The 20,755-nt window shown below is 72.7% G+C and carries 18 protein-coding genes; 10 read left to right on the top strand and 8 right to left on the bottom strand.

All coding sequences use genetic code 11. From position 1 onward, the window contains the following. Nucleotides 1–48: 48 nt before the first annotated feature. Nucleotides 49–4,953 carry a hypothetical protein gene (locus BS80_RS15630; protein WP_035797916.1) on the bottom strand — a complete coding sequence of 1,635 codons (4,905 nt, stop codon included), beginning with the start codon at nt 4,951–4,953 and terminating at the stop codon, nt 49–51. A 449-nt stretch (nt 4,954–5,402) separates the two neighbouring features. Then, nucleotides 5,403–5,840, bottom strand: coding sequence for a methylmalonyl-CoA epimerase (gene mce, locus BS80_RS15625; protein ID WP_035797913.1), 438 nt, complete (start codon nt 5,838–5,840; stop codon nt 5,403–5,405). Nucleotides 5,841–6,047: 207 nt separating this feature from the next. On the opposite strand from mce, the gene BS80_RS15620 reads away from it, so the two are divergent. Together BS80_RS15620 and meaB are read left to right on the top strand one after the other, a co-directional pair. After that, nucleotides 6,048–7,253: an acetyl-CoA C-acetyltransferase gene (locus BS80_RS15620; protein ID WP_035797910.1), complete on the top strand. Its 1,206-nt coding sequence runs from the start codon at nt 6,048–6,050 to the stop codon at nt 7,251–7,253. Between the two features lie 73 nt (nt 7,254–7,326). Further along, nucleotides 7,327–8,289, top strand: a complete 963-nt coding sequence (gene meaB, locus BS80_RS15615; RefSeq protein ID WP_035797908.1) for a methylmalonyl Co-A mutase-associated GTPase MeaB — start codon at nt 7,327–7,329, stop codon at nt 8,287–8,289. Between the two features lie 39 nt (nt 8,290–8,328). Here meaB and BS80_RS15610 read toward each other — a convergent pair whose 3' ends face one another. The 5 genes from BS80_RS15610 to BS80_RS15590 form a co-directional block, all read right to left on the bottom strand. Further along, nucleotides 8,329–8,853: a MarR family winged helix-turn-helix transcriptional regulator gene (locus BS80_RS15610; RefSeq protein ID WP_051966656.1), complete on the bottom strand. Its 525-nt coding sequence runs from the start codon at nt 8,851–8,853 to the stop codon at nt 8,329–8,331. 39 nt (nt 8,854–8,892) lie between these two features. Further along, nucleotides 8,893–9,741 (bottom strand): AIM24 family protein, encoded by an 849-nt coding sequence (locus tag BS80_RS15605; RefSeq protein WP_051966655.1) that lies wholly within the window; start codon nt 9,739–9,741, stop codon nt 8,893–8,895. Then, nucleotides 9,741–10,391, bottom strand: coding sequence for an AIM24 family protein (locus tag BS80_RS15600; protein WP_035797906.1), 651 nt, complete (start codon nt 10,389–10,391; stop codon nt 9,741–9,743). The genes BS80_RS15605 and BS80_RS15600 overlap by 1 nt, the downstream gene beginning before the upstream one ends. Continuing rightward, nucleotides 10,391–11,029, bottom strand: coding sequence for an AIM24 family protein (locus BS80_RS15595; protein WP_035797904.1), 639 nt, complete (start codon nt 11,027–11,029; stop codon nt 10,391–10,393). The genes BS80_RS15600 and BS80_RS15595 overlap by 1 nt, the downstream gene beginning before the upstream one ends. Nucleotides 11,030–11,100: 71 nt before the next feature. After that, entirely contained in the window at nt 11,101–11,865 is a 765-nt protein-coding gene (locus BS80_RS15590; protein WP_035797902.1) for a DUF2127 domain-containing protein, read from the bottom strand. A 215-nt stretch (nt 11,866–12,080) separates the two neighbouring features. Between BS80_RS15590 and BS80_RS15585 the strand changes: the two genes are divergently transcribed. From BS80_RS15585 to BS80_RS15570, 4 genes are all read left to right on the top strand, one after another. Next, on the top strand, nt 12,081–12,407 hold the full coding sequence (locus BS80_RS15585) for a DUF3817 domain-containing protein (RefSeq protein ID WP_051966654.1): 327 nt from the start codon (nt 12,081–12,083) through the stop codon (nt 12,405–12,407). Between the two features lie 61 nt (nt 12,408–12,468). Then, entirely contained in the window at nt 12,469–12,987 is a 519-nt protein-coding gene (locus tag BS80_RS15580; RefSeq protein WP_035797898.1) for a MarR family winged helix-turn-helix transcriptional regulator, read from the top strand. Between the two features lie 78 nt (nt 12,988–13,065). Continuing rightward, entirely contained in the window at nt 13,066–13,401 is a 336-nt protein-coding gene (locus tag BS80_RS15575; RefSeq protein ID WP_157536296.1) for a DUF3817 domain-containing protein, read from the top strand. A 128-nt stretch (nt 13,402–13,529) separates the two neighbouring features. After that, nucleotides 13,530–15,233 (top strand): acyl-CoA mutase large subunit family protein, encoded by a 1,704-nt coding sequence (locus tag BS80_RS15570; protein WP_035797896.1) that lies wholly within the window; start codon nt 13,530–13,532, stop codon nt 15,231–15,233. Nucleotides 15,234–15,291: 58 nt separating this feature from the next. Here the strand turns inward: BS80_RS15570 and BS80_RS15565 are convergent, their stop codons facing one another. Continuing rightward, nucleotides 15,292–15,918, bottom strand: coding sequence for a TetR/AcrR family transcriptional regulator (locus BS80_RS15565; RefSeq protein WP_035797893.1), 627 nt, complete (start codon nt 15,916–15,918; stop codon nt 15,292–15,294). A gap of 366 nt (nt 15,919–16,284) precedes the next feature. Here BS80_RS15565 and BS80_RS15560 point away from each other — a divergent pair, with 366 nt between their 5' ends. From BS80_RS15560 to BS80_RS15545, 4 genes are all read left to right on the top strand, one after another. Further along, nucleotides 16,285–17,277 carry a tetratricopeptide repeat protein gene (locus tag BS80_RS15560; RefSeq protein ID WP_035797892.1) on the top strand — a complete coding sequence of 331 codons (993 nt, stop codon included), beginning with the start codon at nt 16,285–16,287 and terminating at the stop codon, nt 17,275–17,277. Nucleotides 17,278–17,900: 623 nt separating this feature from the next. After that, entirely contained in the window at nt 17,901–18,545 is a 645-nt protein-coding gene (locus BS80_RS15555) for a DUF6230 family protein (protein WP_035797889.1), read from the top strand. 168 nt (nt 18,546–18,713) lie between these two features. Continuing rightward, the gene (locus tag BS80_RS15550; RefSeq protein ID WP_035797888.1) at nt 18,714–19,304 is read left to right on the top strand and encodes a DUF6114 domain-containing protein; all 591 of its coding nucleotides are present in this window, start codon (nt 18,714–18,716) and stop codon (nt 19,302–19,304) included. Further along, entirely contained in the window at nt 19,301–20,713 is a 1,413-nt protein-coding gene (locus tag BS80_RS15545; RefSeq protein WP_035797886.1) for a hypothetical protein, read from the top strand. Before BS80_RS15550 ends, BS80_RS15545 begins: the two co-directional genes overlap by 4 nt. Nucleotides 20,714–20,755: the final 42 nt, after the last annotated feature.

Here is a 20,755-nt window from a genome sequence, read left to right as displayed (position 1 = left end):
ACCGGAGTGTCTTCGGCAAAAAGCCTATGGCGGACGGACAATGTCCGCTCAATCGGGTGGTGTCCCTCCCGACCTGCCGCCACCCGAACGGGGGGCGCCCACTCCTGCGCCCGCCTTCGAGCCCCCGTTGTTCTTGCCCCCGCCGGAGTTGCCGGAGCCGCTCGTCTCACGAGCCGCCGCCTGCTGGACCGGTGACGGTGCCTCGAACGCCTCCAGCGCGGAGAGCACGTCCTGCACCCGGGAGATCTCGGTGTTGATGTCCTTGCGCCGGCGCACGAGTTCGTCCAGTTCGCGCCGGCCGTCGTCGGTCACCCGCTGCGCCTCGGCCTTGGCCTCGGCCCGCAGGCGTTCGGCCTCCTCGGTGGCGGTGCGCAGCTGCTCGTCCGCGTTCTCGGCGGCCGAGCGCAGCCGCTTGGCCGCCTCGGTGGAGGCCGCCTCGATCTGCTCCTCGGCCTCCTCGCGCGCGGCCTTGAGCCGGGTCTCGGCCTCGGTGCGCAGCTGCTCGGCCTTGGCGGTGGCGTCGGCCAGCTTCTGCTCCGCCTTCGCGGTGGAGTCGGCCAGCTTCTGGTCGGCCTCCTTCAGCAGGCCCTCGGCCTTGCGGACGGCGGCGATCCGTACCTTACTGGCCTCGGCCGAAGCCTCGGAGGTCAGCTCGGCGGCCCGCTCCTCGGCGGCCGCGACCAGCGAGGCCGCCAGCTCCTCGGCCTCGACGACGGCCGTCAGGGCCTGCTCCTCGGCCTCGGTCAGCTGCTCCTGAGCGGCCGTCACCAGGGCGTCGACCCGCTCGCCGGCCGACTTCATGGCCTGCGCGTTCTCCTTGCGGGCCCGCTCGTGCAGCGCCTCGATCTCGGCGTCGGTCCGCTCGCGCAGCTCCTCGGCGCGCTCGCGGATCGCGGTGGCGTCCCGGCGGGCCTCGGAGAGCAGCGCGTCGGCGTCCGCGCGGGACCGCTCGACCTCGGCCTGACCGGCCGCCTCGCCGGCCGCGACCAGCCGGTCGGCCTCCTTGCGGGCGGCGGCCACCATGGCGTCGGCCTGCTCCTCGGCGGCGGCGGTGGTGGCCAGCGCGGTGCTCTGGGACTCCTCGCCGAGCGACTCGGCGTCGGCGAAGGCCTTCTCCAGGACGGACTGGGCCTGCGCGCGGGTCGCCGAGTCGTACTGCTCGGCCTGCTCGCGGGTGCCCACGTCGTACGCGTCGGCCCGGGCCCGGGTGGCCACCTCGTACTCCTCCGCCAGGGTGCGCGTCGCGGAGGCGAACTCCTCGGCCTCGGTGCGCAGTCGGGCCGCGTAGCGCTCCGCCTCGGCGACCGCGGCGGAACTGCGCTCCTCGGCCTCGGCCAGCGTGCGGGCGGCCTGCGCCTCGGCCTCGGCGCGGTGCCGGCGGGCGTCCTCCTCGGCCTGCCGGCGCTCGGCGTTGGCCTCGGTGCGCAGCTGCGCGTCGTACTCCTGGGCCTCGCCGTGCAGCCGGGCCGCCTCGGCCTCGGCCTCGGCGCGGGTCCGGTTCGCGTACTCCTCGCTCTCGGCCCGCAGCCGCTCCGAGTGCTCCTCGGCCTCGCTCTGCAGCTGGGCGGCGTACGCCTCGGCCTCCGCGGCGGTCCGGGCGGCGGCGGCAGCGGCGGCCTCGCGCTCGGCGTCGGCCTCGGCGGCGGTGCGCTCGCGCAGCTCGGTGCTCTCGCGCTCGGCGGTGGCGCGCAGCTGGGCGTCGTACTCCTGGGCCTCGGCCTGGACCCGGGCGGCCTCGGCCTCGGCCTCGGCGCGCAACTGCGCGCTCTCCCGGGTGGCGCTCTCGCGCAGCTCGGCCACTTCCAGTTCGGCCAGCTCGCGGACGTCGGCGCTCTCCCGCTCGGTGCGCGCGATCAGCTCGGCGACCTGCTGAGAGGCGCTCTCGTGCATGCCGGCCACGGACTGCCGGACGGCGGCGGCCTCGTCCTCGGCGGTGGTGACCAGTTCGGCGGCGCGGGCGGTGGCGGCGGCGGTGACGCCGGCCGCCTCCAGGCGGGCCTGCTCCAGCTGCTCGGTGGCCTCGGCGGTGAGCCGGGCGGCCTCCTCGGTGGCGGCGGCGCGCTCCCGGGCGGCGGCCTCGCGCAGCTCGGTGGCCTCGGTGTCGGCCTCGGCGGCCAGCGCCTCGGCGGCGGTCCGCGCCTCGGCGGTGACGGTCTCCGCGGTGGCCCGGGCCTCGTCGGTGAGCGCCCGGGCGGCGGCCTCGGCCTCGGCGGTCAGACGTTCCGCGGTGGCCTGCGCCTCGGCGGTGACCGCCTCGGCGGCGGCCCGGGTGCGGGTGGTCAGCTCGGTGGCGGCCGCCTGCGACTCGCGGGTGAGCGTCTGGGCGGCGGCCCGGGTCTCGGCGGTGAGCTGCTCGGCGGCGGCCTGCGTACGGGCGGTCAGCTCGGCGGCGGCGGCCTCGGCCTCGGCCCGCAGCGTGCGGGCGGCAGCCTGCGCCTGGGTGCGCAGCGCCAGCGCCTCGGTCTCCGCCTCGCTGCGGGCGGCCTCGGCTGCCGCGTCGGCCAGCTCCAGCTGCTCGGCGGCCTGGGTGCGCAGGGCCAGCGCCTCGGCCTCGGCCTCGGTGCGGATCCGGGCGGCCTCGGCCTCGGTGCTCTCGCGCAGCGCCTGGGTCTCGGCGGCCGTGCGCTCGGTCAGTTCGGTGGATGCGATCCGGGCGGACTCACGGGCGGCCTGGGCGGCCCGCAGCTGCTCGGCGACCTCCTCCCGCTCGCGCAGCAGCGCGGCGGCGGACTCCTCGGCGGCCCGGCGGCTCTCCTCGCGCAGCGCGTTCGCGGTCGCCTCGGCCTCGGCGCGCAGCTGCTCGGCGGCGGCCTGGGCCCGCTCGGTCAGGGCCTCGGCGGTGGCCCGCGACTCGGCCTCCCTGGCCTCTGCGGCGGCCTGTGCCTCGGCCTGCAGGGCGGTCGCCTCGGCCTGTGCCTCGGCCCGCACCCGCTGGTCGAACTCACTTGCCTCGCGGCGCAGTTCGGCGGTCTCCCGCTCGGCGGCAGCGCGGTTCTCGGCGGCCGCGGCCTTGGCGGCGGCGAGCGCGTCGCGCTGCTGCTGCTCGGCAGCGACGGTCAGCTTCTCGGCCTCGGAACGGGCCCGGACGAGCATCTGCTCGGCCCTGGCCTGCATCTGCCCGACCTGCTCCTTGGCCTCGGCGCGCAGCCGCTCGACCTCGACACCGGCCCCGGCCCGCAGCTCGTCCGAGTCGGCCTTGGCCTTGGTCAGCAGCTCCTCGGCGTTCTTCGCCGACTCCTCTATCTGGACCACGGCCTGCCGGCGGGCCTCGCCGCGTACCTTCTCGGCGTCGGCCGAAGCCTGTGCCCGCAGCTCCTCGGCCTCGGCGCGCAGCCGGGCGGCCTCGTCCTGCATCTGCTCCATGCGGGCCCGGATCCCGGCGGCGTCGTCCAGCGCGGCGTTCTGCGCCTGCTCGACGGACTCCTGGGCCTGCTCGCGCAGCCGCTCGGCCTCCGCGCCGGCCTCGCTGCGGATCCGCTCGGCCTCGGCGGCGGCCTCGGCGCGGGTCGCCTCGGCGTCCTGGCCGGCCCGGGCGAGTGCCTCCTCGGCGCTCTTGGCCGCCTTGGCGAGGTGCATGGTGGCGTCCTTGGCGCCCTCGGCCCGGCCCTGCTCACGGGCGTCGGCGCGCAGCGCCTCGGCGGCGGCCTCGGCCTGCGCCCGCATCTCGGCGGCCTCGGCCTGCGCGGCGGCCCGCAGCTCGGCGATCGAGACCTCGGCCTCCTGGCGCAGCTGGGCGGCGACGGACTGGGCCGCGCCGGTCAGCCGCTCGCTCTCCTCGGCGGCGGCGGCCTTGGCGGCCTCCGCCTCGGCCTGCGCGTTGTGGGCGCGGGCCTCGGCCTCGGCGGCGGTGGCCTTGATCCGCTCGGCCTCCTTGGTGGCGTTGGCGACCATCCGGGCCACCTCGGCCTTGGCGGTCTGCGAACGCTGCTCGCCCTTGGCCTCGCCGTCCGCCACCCGCTGCTCGGCGACGGCGGCCGCGTCGGCCTGCAGCTGCTCGGCGGCCCGTGCGGCCTGCGCCCGCAGCTCGTTCGCCTCCAGGCGGGCCCGCTCGGCCTCCGCGCGGACCTCCTCGCGCAGCCGCTCGACCTCGGCCTGGGCCTGGGCCTGCGCGGCCTCGGCCTGCTGCTGCGCCTCGGCGGCCTGCTGCTTGAGCCGGGCGATCTCGCGCTGGGCGGCGGCCAGCTGCTGCTCGGCGGCGGCCTGCGCGCCGGCCAGCTGCTGCTGGGCCTCGTTGGCGGCGCTGCCGCGCAGCTCCTGGGCCTCCGCGTTGGCCTGCTGGGCCTGCTGGGAGGCGGCCCGGAGCAGTCGTTCGGCGTCCTGCTGGGCGCGCAGCAGCGCGGCCTCGGCGGCGGCCTGGGCCTCGCCGCGGGCGGCGTCCACGTCGGCGGCGGTCTGCGCACGGGCCTGGTCGGCCAGCGCGGCGGCGGAGGCGCGGGCGGCGGCGACCAGCCGCTCGGCCTCGACCTGGGCGTCCTGGAGCAGGCGCTGGGCCTCCTGCTCGGTGCCGGCCCGGGTCTGCTCGGCCCAGTTGACGTTCTCCTTGACGTGCCGCTCGGCGCTGCGGCGCAGCTCTGCGAGCTCGTCGTCCATCTGCCGACGGCGGGCCTGGAGCTCGGCCTCGATGCGGGCGGTGCGCTCGGCGGCCTCGGCCATCAGCCGCTGGGTGGCCGCCTGGGACTCGCGCAACTGCCGCTCGGCGTCCGCGCGCAGCTGCTGGGCCTGGAGTTCGGCGGTGCGCAGGAGCTGCTCGGCCTGGCCGGAGACGGCGTCGAAGGCGCGCGGCTGCGCAAGCTGCCGACGAGATTCGTGCAGCTTGGCCCGGAGCACCTCCACCTGGTAGGCGAGGTCCTCGGCATGCTCGGCGGTCTTGTCCCGCTCCTTGCGAAGCCGGTCCATCTCGGCCTCGAACTGGGAGAGGTGATCGTCAACCTCGTAGCGGTCGTTGCCCCGCACTGCGCGGTCCCATCCATCTCCTGGTCGCGTCCTCGACCCGCGCGGCCCGAACACCGGCCTCGGGAGAGGCCGGCCGCGCTGGTCCTTGCATCCGCGCCCAGTCCCGAACGGGACCGGGTTCGGACGCCCCCGCCGTCGGGGGCGTCCGCCACGGTCGGAGCCCTGGCGGGTGGCGCGCGGCCGTGACCGCGCTCCGCCGACCGGGTGGACTCCTGGGCGAACTCTTGCCTTCTGGAGAATGGTGACAGATCCGAACACCGGCTTGCTCAGCCGTGCCCCGGATACGGACTCCCCTACGACCGGGACCGACTGTCACTGGTCAGTCGTCCCCGCCCTTGGCCGTGCCTTCCGGTCCCTCCTCGCGGAGGCCGTCACGCACCTGGGCATTGTAGTGGGCCGAAGCGGGACTTTGACCGCCGAGTCCGGCACTCGCGCAGGTTACCGGCCGGTCAGTGCGCTGCCCCGGGGTCGGCGGAGGTGACCAGCTCGGTCAGCACGCCACCGCAGTCCTTGGGGTGCAGGAACGTGATCCGCGATCCCATCGACCCGATCCGCGGCTCCTCGTAGAGCACCCGGACGCCCTTGGCCTTGATGTCAGCGGCATCGCCGTCGACGTCGGCGGTGCCGAAGGCGATGTGGTGGACGCCCTCGCCGTTCTTCGCCAGCCACTTGGCGACCGTGGAGTCCTCGCGGGTCGGCTCCAGCAGCTGGAGGTAGGAGGCACCGCCGTCGCCGGTGTCGTTGATCTTCAGCATCGCCTCGCGGACGCCCTGCTCCTCGTTGACCTCGCTGTGGTACACCTCGAAGCCGTACGTGGCACGGTAGAACTCGACGGTCTTGTCGAGGTCGAAGCAGGCGATGCCGATGTGGTCGATCCGGGTCAACACAGAAGCCTCCAGGGGTCGGTTGCAGTCAGTGCAGCGCACAACCGGCCCGCCGCGCCACTGGGCCTTGTGCGAGCCTGATCACACCGTTGCTCCGGTGACGCCCGGGTTACGGGTCAGTACATTGAGCTGCATCCCTCTCCCCGGGCCCTGCTGCCGTTAGACGCTCGGCAGGTCTCGCTGGCCAAGACGTGCGAAGGGGCTCGTTTCATGCCTACCGCTTCCACCGCTACAACTTCCGTCATCGTCGCCGGCGCCCGCACCCCGATGGGCCGGCTGCTCGGCTCGCTCAAGGGGTTCTCGGGTGCCGAGCTCGGCGGCTTCGCCATCAAGGCCGCCCTCCAGCGGGCGGGTGTGACCGGCGACCAGGTGCAGTACGTGATCATGGGCCAGGTGCTGCAGGCCGGCGCGGGCCAGATCCCCGCCCGCCAGGCCGCCGTCAAGGCCGGTATCCCGCTGAACGTCCCGGCGCTGACCATCAACAAGGTCTGCCTCTCCGGCTTGGACGCCATCGCGCTGGCCGACCAGCTGATCCGCGCGGGCGAGTTCGACATCGTGGTGGCCGGTGGCCAGGAGTCGATGACCAACGCTCCGCACCTGCTGCCCAAGTCCCGTGAGGGCTACAAGTACGGCTCGATCGAGCTGCTCGACGCGATGGCCCACGACGGCCTGACCGACGCGTACGAGAACATCCCGATGGGCGAGTCCACCGAGAAGCACAACACCCGCCTGGGCATCGCCCGCGAGGTGCAGGACCACATCGCGGCCCTCTCGCACCAGCGCGCCGCGGCCGCCCAGAAGAACGGTGTCTTCGACGCCGAGATCACCCCGGTCGAGATCCCGCAGCGCAAGGGCGACCCGGTGCTCTTCTCGCAGGACGAGGGCATCCGCGCCGAGACCACCGAGGAGACGCTGGCCAAGCTGCGCCCGGCCTTCGACAAGGCCGGCACCATCACGGCCGGCACCTCCTCGCAGATCTCCGACGGCGCTGCCGCGGTGGTCGTGATGAGCAAGGCGAAGGCCGAGGAGCTGGGCCTGAGCTGGATCGCCGAGATCGGCGCGCACGGCAACGTCGCGGGCCCGGACAACTCGCTGCAGTCGCAGCCGTCCAACGCGATCAAGCACGCGCTCTCCAAGGAGGGCCTGGGCGTCGAGGACCTCGACCTGATCGAGATCAACGAGGCCTTCGCCGCGGTCGCGTACCAGTCGATGAAGGACCTCGGTGTCGGCGAGGACAAGGTCAACGTCAACGGCGGCGCGATCGCGCTCGGCCACCCGATCGGGATGTCCGGCGCCCGGGTCGTGCTGCACCTGGCGCTGGAGCTCCAGCGCCGCGGCGGTGGCGTCGGCGCGGCCGCGCTGTGCGGCGGCGGCGGCCAGGGCGACGCCCTGATCGTCCGGGTCCCCAAGGCCTGACCCGTCCCGTAGCTCAACGAGCCGGTGCCTCGAACGCGAGGCACCGGCTTTGGACCGAGGAGACCCAAGCGCCATGATCGATGTGCCGACCCTGGTCGAGCAGGCCCGCGAGGGGCGCCCGCGCGCGGTGGCCCGGCTGATCTCGCTGGTCGAGAACGCCGCCCCGCAGCTGCGCGAGGTGATGGCCGCGCTCGCCCCGCACACCGGACGGGCGTACACGGTGGGCCTGACCGGCTCGCCGGGTGTGGGCAAGTCGACCTCGACCTCCGCGCTGGTGACCGCCTACCGGCGGCTGGGCAAGCGGGTCGCGGTGCTGGCGGTGGACCCGTCCTCGCCGTTCTCCGGCGGTGCGCTGCTGGGCGACCGGGTGCGGATGCAGGACCACGCCACCGACCCGGACGTCTTCATCCGCTCGATGGCCACCCGCGGCCACCTGGGCGGGCTCTCCTGGGCCGCCCCGCAGGCGCTGCGGGTGCTGGACGCGGCGGGCTGCGACGTGATCCTGGTGGAGACCGTCGGGGTCGGGCAGTCCGAGGTCGAGGTGGCCGCGCAGGCGGACACCACGGTCGTCCTGCTGGCGCCCGGGATGGGCGACGGGATCCAGGCCGCCAAGGCGGGAATCCTGGAGATCGGCGACGTCTTCGTGGTCAACAAGGCCGACCGGGACGGCGCGGACGCCACCGCCCGGGAGCTGGGCCACATGCTCGGCCTCGGCGAGTCCCGCGAGCCGGGGGACTGGCGTCCGCCGATCCTCAAGACGGTGGCGGCCCGCGGCGAGGGCGTCGACGAGGTGGTCGAGGCGCTGGAGAAGCACCGCGCCTGGCTGGAGGCGGGCGGCGAGCTGACCCTGCGCCGGCGGCGTCGGGCGGCCGAGGAGATCGAGGCGATCGCCCTGGCCTCGCTGCGCTCGCGGATCGGCGACCTGCGGGGCGACCGGCACCTGGACGCGCTGGCCGAGCGGGTGGCCGCCGGGCAGCTGGACCCGTACGGCGCGGCGGACGCGCTGGTGGCGGGCCTGACGGACGGCGGGTCCTGAGGGCGGCGGGGCCTGACGGACGGCGGGTCCTGAGGGCGGTCAGCCGCGTCCGCGCAGCCCGCGCAGGTGCTCGGCGATCGGCGCGAGCGCCTCGTACATGGCGTCCAGCTGGTCGCTGTCGAACAGGTCGATGAAGTGCGCGCGCACGCTGCGCACATGGTCCGGCGCGACCTTCTGCATGGTCTCCCAGCCCTGGTCGGTCAGGTGGGCGTAGAGGCCCCGGCGGTCGCCCGGACACTCCTGGCGGAGCACCAGTCCGGCGGTCTCCATCCGGGTGATCTGGTGCGAGAGCCGGCTCTTGGACTGCAGGGTGGCGGTGGCCAGATCGGTCATCCGCATCCGCCGCTTGGGGGACTCGGAGAGCACGACCAGGATCTCGTAGTCGTTGTTCGCCAGCCCGTGCGGCTGGAGCTCACGGCCGAGTTGGTACATCAGCAGCTGGCTGACCTCCAGATGGGCACGCCAGAGCCGCTGCTCCCGGGCGTTCAGCCAGGGGGTGTCGTCCGGAGCGGGGACGGCCTCGGGGGCCTGGGCTTCGGTCGGCTCAGTGGCGTGCGTGTCCATACCGACCATGATACGCAATATTGTTCAATATTCTACAAATCAGAGTCCGAACCTGCGCCCCAGGTCACCGAGGTTGCCCAGGCCCGGGACCTGAAGGTTCGGCAGCTGCTGGCCGCCGCCCTGGTGGCCGCCCTGGTAGCCCTGCTGCGGCAGCCCGCCGCCCGGCACGCCCGGCTCCGCGTCCACCTGCCCCACCGACCGCTCGGGCATCAGGGCCTCGCTCGACTGCAGCAGCACCTGCCCGGCCCCGACGAACTCGAACTGGTGCTCCTCGCCCGAGGCGCCGCCCAGCCCGGTCAGCCGCCGCAGCCCGCCCAGCACGCCCTGCATGTAGTGGTGGTCGTAGTGGTGGCAGGGCGCCGGGCAGTCGGCCCAGCCGACCAGTGCCTGCGGATCCACTCGAACGGGTGGCTCCATGAAGTGGACCGGGCCGTTCGACGCCGCCACGAACTTCCCGGTGCCCAGCAGGGTGAGGAAGCCGGGGATGATCGACTGCTTCAACGCCAGGGTCGGCTCGAACGCCAGCAGGTTGCCGGAGCGGACCGTGAGGTTGCCCTGGTCCAGGTCGTAGGAGTTCAGGTCGAAGGCCCGGTCGGCCAGCACCATCTTGCCGCGCCCCTGCGCGACCACCCAGTCCGACGCGTGCAGCGGGGAGTTGAACTGCTGCCCGAGCAGCCGGTCGAGCGCGCCGTGGCCGACGCCCTGGAAGCTGATGTCGCCGTAGTAGGCGACCATCTTGCCCTTCTGCAGGAAGTAGCTGCCGTTCAGCTCGACCGAGAAGGCGTACGGGTTGACGTTGTCGTTGACCGGCAGGCTGTACGCGTCGTACGTCACCGGGCCCTGGCCGGCCGTGGACCACGGCAGCGTCGGCTGGGGAGGGTAGGACATCAGAGCTTCTCCTCGCTCGCCTGCACGTAGACGGTGCCCTGCCCGGACAGCTCCAACTGGAACGCCTCGCCCGAGCCCCGCCCGATCATGTCGCGCCAACCCAGCGCACTGGACAGCCGGTTGGTGACCTCGCCGCGGTGCGCGACGTACGCCTGCGGGTCGACGTGCACCGGTTGGCCCGGGGTGATGGGCAGTTCGAAGACACCGCCGTGCGCCATCACCGCCACCGAGCCGTGGCCGGACAGCCGGGTGGTGAAGAGCCCCTGGCCGGTCACCTGGCCCCGGACGATGCCCATCACGCCGCCCTGCGAGCCCATGAACAGGGTGGACTGCTGGAGCGTCCCGTCGAAGGCCAGTAGCCGGTCCGCCTCGACGCACAGCGTGTCGCCGACCAGGTCGACCACGTGGACGTGGTGCCCGCCGTGGCCGAACAGCACGGTGCCGCGGCCCTCGACGGTCATCAGCGGGGTGTCCTCGTTGGCCACCCGGCGTCCGATCATTGACATCACGCCGCCCTGGCCGCCGGTGAGGTTCGGCGTGAAGCTGACCTCGCCGCGGTAGCCGAGCATCGCGCCGCGCTGGCTGAACATCCGCTGGCCGGGCTGGACCGGCGCCTCGACCATCTTCCCGTTGATCTTGTGAAACGGCATCAGACGTCGCCCCCGAAGGTGATCTTCTCGGAGGGCTGCACATAGACCAGGCCCTCGCCGGTGAACTCCGCCTGGACCGCCTCGCCGCCGCCCTCGCCCATCAGCGTGGTCCAGCCCGCGCCGGACTTCAGGCTGCGGTTCAGGTTGCCGGTGTGCGCGACGTACGCGCCCGGGTCCACCCGCAGCGGCATCCCCTGCGAGACCCGCAGGATCACCGCCGGCCCGTTCGAGGTCACCGCGGCCCAGCCCGAGCCCTCCACCTTGGTGGTGAAGAGGCCGTCGCCGGAGGCCATCCCGTTCAGGCCGGTGAACGTGGTGCCGGTGCGCAGGCCCGCCTCGGTGCAGAGCAGGTTGTCCGCCTCGACGAACAGCGTCTCGCCGTTCAGCCGCACGAGATTGATCTCGGTGGCCTGGGCGGCGAAGAAGCAGGTGCCCTTGCCCTGGACCTCCATCACCGTCATCTGCTCACCGGTCAGCCGGCGCGTGACCATGCCGCGCAGGCCGTCACCGCCGCCGCTGAGCTTCTTGAACGTCATCTGCCCGGTGTAGGCGACCATCGAGCCGTTGCGGGCCTTGACGGCGTCACCCGCCAGATCGACGGCGAGTACCCGGGACCCCTGGAGTCGGAACTGTGCCACGAGGTGAAGATAGCCGCCCGGCCGGGCGGCTATCGACCGCCCGGCCAGGATCGGTGCAGTACCGCGACACTTCAGACGGTGCCGGCGGAGGTCTCGACCTCCAGGAAGGAGGCGGAATGCCGCTCGGCCTCGAACGCCTCGACCCCGCCGCGCAGGCCGAAGAGCCGCTTGGACACCAGGATCCAGAGCACCGCGAGGACGTTGAGCGCGAGGGTGCCGATCTTGAAGGCGGTGACGTGTTCGGTCAGTTCGTAGCCCTCCAGCGGGAGGAAGGCGGCGGTGGCGATCACGGTCAGGTACTCGGCCCAGCGCCGCCCCAGCCACAGGCCGACGCCCTCGACCAGCTCGATCAGCGCGTAGGCGAGCAGCGCCACGGCGACGATCACCAGGGTGTTGTGCTTGTAGTCGAAGGTCTTGCGGATGGTGTCGACCACCGGCGAGTGGTCGAGGTCGTAGTGGAAGTGGTCGGCGACCGGCTTGAAGGTCGTCAGGTCCTGGTCGAACAGGTCGCGCACGGCGTTCTGGCTGTTGGAGAACTTCCACACCGCCCAGGCCGCCAGGATGATCAGCACACCGCGCAGCACCCGCTCGACGGCGAGGAAGCGCAGGATGAAGAGGTCGCGCAGGGCCTTGCCGCGCGGGACCAGCGGGGCGTTCTCGGCCGGCCCCGAACCGTCCGGGTCGCCGAGCGCGAAGTCGCCGCAGCGCAGGCAGCGCCAGGCGTCGCCGAGGGCGGTGGCGGCGTGCAGCCGCTCGCGCAGGTCCGGCTCGGACGGGGCGTAGGTGGTGTGGCCGCGCTTGGCGCAGGTCCGACGGTCCCAGTCCCGCTTGAACATGGTGGTGCTCCCCCTGGTCGGTGCGCGGTCGGCGCTCGGCCGCGCGGGAAGCAGGATAGCGAGCTGATCGTCGGGGGGCGCGCGGATGTGACCTCGGGCACGAGCGGGCCCCCGGCGCACGCTCCGCCGGACGGGCCTGCCCATAATGGGCAGCGGTTTGTGCGTCCGTTCACAAGCCGACCCCGTCGCCCCCGCCCGCAGTGAGGTCCCCCGTCATGAAGAACAGCGCCGCCCACCGCCTGCGTCTCGTCTCCGGCCCGGAGGGTCTGTCCTTCCTCCTGCTGCTGGTCGGCATGGTGTTCAAGTACAACACCAGCTTCAACCCGGTCCCGGTGCTCGGCATGATCCACGGGATGCTCTTCCTGGCGTACGTCGCGTTCTGGGCCCTGGCCTGGCAGAAGCAGGGCTGGGACCTCAAGCGCGCGGTGCTGCTGCTGATCCTCTCGGTGCTCCCGACCGGCGGCTTCTTCGCCGAGCGGATGCTGGCCAAGGAGGAGCGCGGCGGCGTTCCGGCGGCCGAGCCGGCCCGCGCCGCGGCCTGAGCGGGTCCCATCATGCGGTCGTACCGGCAGGCCCCGGTGGGCCCGCCGGTACGGTGAGGGCGTGGCCAAACCTCTCGCACTCGACTTCGACCCGATCGCCCGCGCCGACGAACTCTGGGCCCGTCGCTGGGGCGCCGTGCCGTCCATGGCGGCGATCACCTCGGTGATGCGCGCGCACCAGATCCTGCTGGCCCGGGTCGACGCGGTGGTCAAGCCGTACGGGCTGACCTTCGCGCGCTACGAGGCGCTGGTGCTGCTGACCTTCAGCCGCACCGGGGAGCTGTCGCTCTCGAAGATCGGCGAGCGGCTGATGGTGCATCCCACCAGCGTCACCAACACGGTGGACCGGTTGGAGAAGGCGGGCCTGGTCTCCCGGCGTCCCAATCCGGACGACGGCCGGGGCGTGCTGGCCTCGATCACCCCGCTCGGCCGCAGCGCGGTCGAGCAGGCCACCCGGGAGCTGATGGCCGCCGAGTTCGGCCTGGAATCCTACGACCAGGAGCAGTGCCGACAGGTGTTCGAGCTGCTCAGGCCGCTGCGGGTGGCGGCCGGGGACTTCACCGAGCCCCCGGAGCAGTGATCGTCGATACGGCGGTTACCCTCGGATGAGCTTCACCCCCCTTGTCGACCCCCTGTCGAGCGCGAAGGCTGCCCCACTATGAAGTCCACCCCTCTGCTGGCCTGGTACCGGGCGCTGGCCATCGCGACCGGCTGCGCGCTGCTGATCTTCTGCGGCTTCATGATCGCGAAGTACGGCTTCGGCGCGGCCAAGGACGCCACGATGTACGTGGCGATGCTGCACGGCTACCTCTACATCGGCTACTTCGTGGTGACCTTCCTGCTCGGCCAGAAGCTCAAGTGGCCGATGGGCCGGCTGCTCTTCACGCTGGCCGCCGGCTGCATCCCGTTCGCCTCGTTCGTCGCCGAGCGCCGAGTGGTCCGTGAGGCCTCCGCCGCGGCCGCGCCCGCTGCCCCGCAGCCGGTCGGCGCCTGAGCACGATCCGCGACACGCCGGGCCCCCTCCACCGGAGGGGGCCTTTTCGCGGTCTGCCATCATCGACAAGTAGTAGGACGTCCGAGTAAATTTCAAGGACGTCCTTCCAACGAGCGGGAGTGGGTCGCATGGACGCCGAAGAGATCGAGCGGGGCCGGCAGCGCTGGCAGCAGCGGTACGACAAGGCCCGCAAGCGCGACGCCGACTTCACCACCCTCTCGGGCGACGACGTGGAGCCGGTCTACGGGCCGCCCGCCGGTGTCCCGTACGAGGGCTTCGAGCGGATCGGCTGGCCGGGCGAGTACCCGTTCACCCGCGGCCTGCACCCCACCGGCTACCGCGGCCGGACCTGGACGATCCGGCAGTTCGCCGGCTTCGGCAACGCCCAGCAGACCAACGAGCGCTACAAGATGATCCTGGAGGCCGGCGGCGGCGGCCTCTCGGTCGCCTTCGACATGCCGACCCTGATGGGCTACGACTCGGACGACCCCAAGTCGCTCGGCGAGGTCGGGCACTGCGGCGTGGCCATCGACTCGGCCGCCGACATGGAGGTGCTGTTCGACAGCATCCCGCTCGGCGACGTCACCACCTCGATGACGATCAGCGGGCCGGCCGTCCCGGTCTTCTGCATGTACCTGGTGGCGGCCGAGCGTCAGGGGATCGACCCGGCGGTGCTCAACGGGACCCTGCAGACCGACATCTTCAAGGAGTACATCGCCCAGAAGGAGTGGCTCTTCGCGCCGGAGCCGCACCTGCGCCTGATCGGCGACCTGATGGAGTACTGCGCGAACGGCATCCCGGCCTACAAGCCGCTCTCGGTCTCCGGCTACCACATCCGCGAGGCCGGTACGACGGCCGCGCAGGAGCTGGCGTACACCCTCGCCGACGGCTTCGGCTACGTGGAGCTGGGCCTGTCCCGCGGCATGGACGTGGACGTCTTCGCGCCCGGTCTGTCGTTCTTCTTCGACGCCCACCTGGACTTCTTCGAGGAGATCGCCAAGTTCCGCGCGGCGCGCCGGATCTGGGCCCGCTGGATGCGCGACACCTACGGCGCCAAGACCGACAAGGCGCAGTGGCTGCGGTTCCACACGCAGACCGCCGGCGTCTCGCTGACCGCGCAGCAGCCGTACAACAACGTGGTCCGCACCGCTGTGGAGGCCCTCTCGGCGATCCTGGGCGGCACCAACTCGCTGCACACCAACGCCCTGGACGAGACCCTGGCGCTGCCCTCCGAGCTGGCCGCCGAGATCGCGCTGCGCACCCAGCAGGTGCTGATGGAGGAGACCGGGGTGGCCAACGTGGCCGACCCGCTGGGCGGTTCCTGGTACGTCGAGGCGCTCACCGACCGGATCGAGGCGCAGGCCGAGGAGATCTTCGCCAAGATCCTGGCCAAGGGCGCCAAGGCCTCCCAGGACTCGCAGAGCCACGCGATCGGCCCGATGACCGCGGGCATCCTGCGCGGTATCGAGGAGGGCTGGTTCATGAGCGAGACCGCCGAGGCGGCCTTCGCGTACCAGCAGGCGCTGGAGAAGGGCGAGAAGCGGGTGGTCGGCGTCAACTGCCACCCCAAGTCGGTCACTCCGCCGCTGGAGATCCTGCGGGTCAGCCACGAGGTCGAGCGCGAGCAGGTCCGGGTGCTGGCCGAGCGCAAGGCGGGCCGCGACGAGGCCGCCGTCAAGGCCGGTCTGGACGCGATGCTGGCCGCCGCCCGCGACGGCGGCAACATGATCCCGCCGATGCTGGAGGCGGTCCGCGCCGAGGCGACGCTGGGCGAGATCTGCAACACCTTGCGCGCCGAGTGGGGCATCTACCGCGAGCCCGCCGGGTTCTGATCGCTGCACCGCGAGCCCCGGAAGTCGGCCGGACCGACTTTCCGGGGCTCGCCTGCGTTCAGGCGCGGAAGCCCGGCAGCGGGTTGAGCAGCAGGGTGGTGAACCGGGAGATCCACTCGGGGGTGACCGGCTCGCCGCTGACCAGCATCCGGTGCTCCACGGTGCCCGCGATGGTGTCGAAGATGATGTCGATCTCCTCGGCCGCCGCGGCCTCGTCGCGGTCCGGGTCGAGCTCCCCGCGGGCCTGGGCGTTGGCCCGGCCCTGGCGCACCAGGCGCTTCTGCGGGTCGACGATGGTCTCCCGGATCCGCTTGCGCAGCTGCGCGTCGCGGGTGCCCTCGGCGAACAGCGCGAGCAGCGCGGCCTGCGTCTCCGGGCGGGAGAGCAGCGCGGCGAACTGTCCCACCACGTCCTCGATGTCCGCCCGCAGGCTGCCCAGGTCGGTCACCTCCAGCTCCTCCAGCTGGGTGGCCACGGCGTCCATCACCAGCTCGTTCTTGGACGGCCAGCGGCGGTAGAGGGTGGTCTTGGCGACGCCGGCCCGCAGCGCGACCTGGCCGATGCTGAGCCCGCCCCAGCCGACTTCGGCCAGAGCTTCGCGGGTGGCGGCGAGGATCGCGCGGTCGGCGGTCGCGCTGCGCGGTCGGCCCTTCGCGCGGTGCGGTGCGGGTGGAGGGGTGGCCACCAGGGCTCCTTGCGATCTGTACTGATGAGTAGCTTGGGTGGGGGAGGCCACCGTATCCGCAGTTGCGCGGTGGCGAAAGGCACGGCGGAAAGTGGGGGACGTCACGTTCCCCACGGGCCGGGCGGGCTTGCGGCGAGGGGGCGGTAGGCAGATACGCTACGACTCGTAGCGAAAGAGCGGCAACCACGTGCCGGCCCTGTGGGAGGGGCGACGGCGCGGGGCGCGGGTGGGGATCCGCGCCGCAGCGAGAACGGCTACAGGGGAGAGGGGCTCCGTCCGGAGCGGCGTCCGGCGCGCGCACCAGCCCGCGGCGGACTTTCCGGCGGATGGTGCCCGGCATTCGCGCGGACGGGGGAGGATAGTGACATGCAGCCACGGAACACGCATCTGAACAGCGCCGCCCTGCGCGGCGCGGTCGACCTCGCCGCGGTGAAGGCGGCCGGGGAGGCCGCGCAGAAGGCCGAGCAGGCCCGCGCCGAGCGCGCCCGCCAGGCGGCCGCCGCCGAGGAGTCCGGCGTCGAGCTCCCGGGCCCGGCCTACCCGCTCGTCATCGACGTCAGCGAGGAGACCTTCGAGGCCGAGGTCGTCCAGCGGTCCGCCGAGGTCCCGGTCGTCGTCGACTTCTGGGCCGAGTGGTGTGGCCCCTGCAAGCAGCTCAGCCCGATCCTGGAGCGCCTGGCCGAGGAGTACGCCGGCCGGATCGTGCTCGCCCGTATCGACGTGGACGCCAACCAGCTGATCGCCGAGCAGTTCGGCATCCAGGGCATCCCGGCCGTGATGGCCGTGGTGGCCGGCCAGCTGGTGCCGCTCTTCCAGGGCGCCGAGAACGAGGCGAACGTCCGCAAGATCCTCGACCAGCTGATCGCGGTGGCCGAGCAGCGCTTCGGCATCGTCGGCGGTTCGGGCGCGGCCCCCGTCGAGGGCGCCGGTGCGCCGGGCCGCCCGGAGGACCCCGCGCTCTCCGCCGCGCACGACGCGCTGGACCGCGGCGACCTGGGCGGCGCCATCCAGGCCTACCAGAACGTGCTGGCCGACCAGCCCGGCAACGTCGAGGCCCAGCTCGGCCTGGCCCAGGCGCAGTTGCTGCGCCGGGTGGAGGCGCTGGACCCGCAGGCCGTCCGCGCCGCGGCCGCGTCCGACCCGGCCTCGGTGTCGGCCCAGCTGGACGCGGCGGACCTGGATCTGGTGGGCGGTCACGTCGAGGACGCCTTCGGGCGCCTGGTGCAGACCGTCGGCCGCACCTTCGGCGCCGACCGGGACACCGTGCGGCTGCGGCTGCTGGAACTCTTCGAGGTGATCGGACCGGACGACCCGCGGGTGACCGCGGCCCGTTCCGCGCTGGCCCGCGTGCTCTTCTGAGACGCCGTCGACAGGCGCTTGATGGCACGGTAGATGACCTGCGGTGTCGTCGGAGATTTGGCGACAATCTGGTGAATCCGCTGAGGTTTATCAAATCTTGACACCACCCGCGGGTGGTCACCTCAGGTGACCACCCGCGGGTGTTTCCATCGTGTTTCCACGGGATTTCGCTGGTGCCAACGCCGCATCTCATCACTCTGGGTCGATGTCATGGTCACTTCATGATCGACACCCTCGGCTGTTGGATTACCCGTCAGTAATGCACCTCTTGTGCTTCGGCCTGGATTCCAGCACGATCGGCCACGCCTGGTCCCTCACTTCACTCCCCGGCAGTCAGTCGGACATGTGCGGTGCGGGATCCCCACCGGGTAGTCGTCGGATTCGTCCGGCGGTTGGGAGGACAGGGGGGTATCCGCAGCCCACGGCGGATCCTGTGCTTCCTCCGGTCGCGCACCCCGCGCGGCCGTTTGGTTGTCGCTCGGGGGTGATCGCCGGTCGTTCGGCTCTGCCCGCGATGGCGCTCTCCGTTACCGAGGACGTAGTTCGTCTCCCATCCCAGGACGGGACCAGCGCTCCCTGCGCCGGACCTGCCCGGAGATGTACGTCCGAGAAGGAGGACACGCATGTCCCAGACTTTTGGCAAGACCCGCTGGAAGCGCTTCGCCCTGGTGATGCTGCCCAGCATCGCCGCCACCGCCGCGATCGGCATCAGCCTCGCGGACAGCGCGCTGGCCGCCTCGTTCAGCGTTTCCGGGCAGAGCTTCAAGGTCACCACCTCTGACCTCAAGGGCACCAACTTCGCCCAGTTCGGCTCGGTCGACGTGGAGACCAACGGCACCCCGCACGTGGTCGCCGTCTCCGCCTTCGACAAGGCCACCATCCAGAACCTCTGCCAGTCCGTGGTCACCGACCTCGGCCCGCTCGGCAAGTGGACCCTGGTGCTGAACGCCGGTCAGGACGCGGCCAAGCCGGTCCAGGCCAGCAACCTGCTGATCGACCTGAACCAGCTGAAGGCCGACGCGACGTTCACCAACATCAACATCGGCCAGGACGCCTCCACCCTCGGTGGCACCGCCACCCAGGGCTGGAAGGACAAGATGGGCCACGGCCTGCCCACCGGCGCTCAGGGCTTCGCCCAGGCGGCCGACGCGGCCGAGCTCAGCAACGTCCAGCAGACGGCGTACGCCACCTCGGCGGGCACCTTCGTGCTGAACGGCCTGAACCTGAACATCAAGCAGGGTTCCGGCGCGGGCGTCGAGTGCTACTGAGCCGTCGCTGACGGTCCACCGGGTCACCAGCTGACCCGATGACCCGTGGGGACGGCCCGAGGCCGGCGAGAGCCGGTCCGGGCGGTCGGGGGGTGGCGCGTACGAGCCGCCCCCCGCCGCACAACCAAGACTTCTTGCCCTCGGACATCACCATCGAGGAGTTCCATCGTGACCAGTGCAACCGCCGAAGCTTGGCCCGAGCCTGCGGACGGCTTCACCAGACTGCGGCTGCGGTTCCGGGCCTGGCGCCGCACCCGGCCGTTCTGGGGCGGCCTGCTGGCCATGATCGCCGGCGTGCCGATCCTCTACTTCCCCTACGCGCACCTGACGCTCGGCGGCCTGACCGTCGCGATGTCGACGACCGCGGGGGCCGGATCGCTGATCATCGGCCTGCTGATGATGGTGCTCGGCGTCAGCGCGTGGTTCCAGCCGCTGGTCCGGGTGTTCTGCGGCGTGGGCGTCACCATCCTCGCGCTCATCTCCATCCCGGTCTCCAACCTGGGCGGCTTCCTGATGGGGCTGATCCTGGGCCTGGTCGCCGGCGGACTGCTCTGCTCGTGGGCCCCGCTGAAGGAGCCGGCGATCGTCGCGGCGTCCGAGCCGGGCACCGCCGCGGAGGCGCCCGTCGCCCTCACCGTCGCGACCGAGGAGGACCCGGTCGGCTACCAGGTGGTGCCGTACCAGGCCGAGTCGCCCGAGGCCGCGCCCGCGCAGTTCGAGGAGACCGGCCCGACCCCGCAGCAGGGGGACCTCCGGTGAACGGCGGGGACGAGCAGCCGACCGCAGGTGTTCCCGCCCAGCGCCGCACGGGCGGTCCCCGGCACGCGGCCCCGCGGGTGAGCGGACGCAACCGCGCCCGCTTCCTGGCCCTCGCCGCCGTGCCGACCGCCCTGCTGATGAGCAGCAGCGTCGTCCCGAACCTCGCCGCGGCCGCCACCACCAGCGGCAAGGCCTGCGCGAGCGCTCCGGACACCGCCCCGGTCACGGTGAGCGCGGTCCCCAAGAGCCAGCTCACGCCCGTCCCCGACCCGACCCGGGCCTCGACCACCGGCACGGCGGGTGGCACGGCGGTCAGCGCGGCCTTCGTCACGCCGACCACCCCGGTGCAGGTCGCCCCGACCGCGACCACCGCGCAGAAGACCGCCGCCGCGACCCAGGTGGTCCAGGCCGCCGCCGTCCAGCCGGATCACGGTCAGGACGTCATCGGCAGCATCATCAACGGCATCACCGGGATCTTCGACCCGAACCACCAGAACAGCACGGACGCGCCGAACAGCACCAACGCCCCCACCGCGACCCCGAAGGCGACGCCCACCCCGCCGCCGGCCGGCCACACGCCGACGTCCGCGCCGACCCAGCCGAGTGCCGCACCGAGTGCGTCCCCGAGCGCGGCGCCCAGCGCGCAGCCGTCGTCCGCCGCCCCGAGCACGGCGCCGTCCCAGCCCGCCGCGGCGCCCTCGTCCGCCCCGGCGGCCGGGCCGTCCTCGTCGAGCGCGGCGCCCGCCGCCGGCGGTTCGCACACCGCGCAGCCGTCCGCCTCCGGCACGCCGCTGCCGACCGGCACCGCCGCGCCCGCGGCCGCCGCCCACGAGCTGGCGGCCGGCAACGCCGCCCCGAACTGCGCCGTGGACTCCAGCCGGGTGGCCGCCGCGGCCGCGCAGTCCGGCCAGGTGGTCCCCGACCAGAACTGGACGCTCGGCACCAGCCGGCTGTCGCTCTACGGCGCCGTCTTCGGCGGCGTCTACGAGGTGAAGACCCCGACCACCACCAAGCGGGTGCTGAAGTTCACCGTCAGCTCGGTGGACATCGAGAATCTCGACATGTCGACGATCGAGAACACCGCGATCAACGGCCACGCCGAGACCTTCCACGTCAAGGGCGCCCCCGGCAGCACCTCGACCATGCGGCAGGGTCCGATCGTGATGTACGTGGAGAGCCTGAGCGGCGACCTCGCCTCGCTCTACGGCATCCCGCTGCCCGACCTCGGGGCGATCACCATCACCCCCGACACGCTGCCCACCTGGCTCTACAACCTGATCGGCGCGATCCCGATCCCGATCGACATGGCGCTGACCAAGGTGACCGCGATCCAGGCCGGCCAGTTCGGCGGCACGCTGCACATCCCCGGCATGCAGCTCTACAACGACAACACGCCGTACGGCGGTTGATCCCCCGGTAGCGATGCGAGAGGGCCCCCGCCACGTGGCAGG

Source organism: Kitasatospora mediocidica KCTC 9733 (assembly GCF_000744225.1).
GTDB lineage: Bacteria > Actinomycetota > Actinomycetes > Streptomycetales > Streptomycetaceae > Kitasatospora > Kitasatospora mediocidica.
Note: the sequence above shows the minus strand (reverse complement) of the source record. Positions and strands in the feature narration are given on the sequence as shown.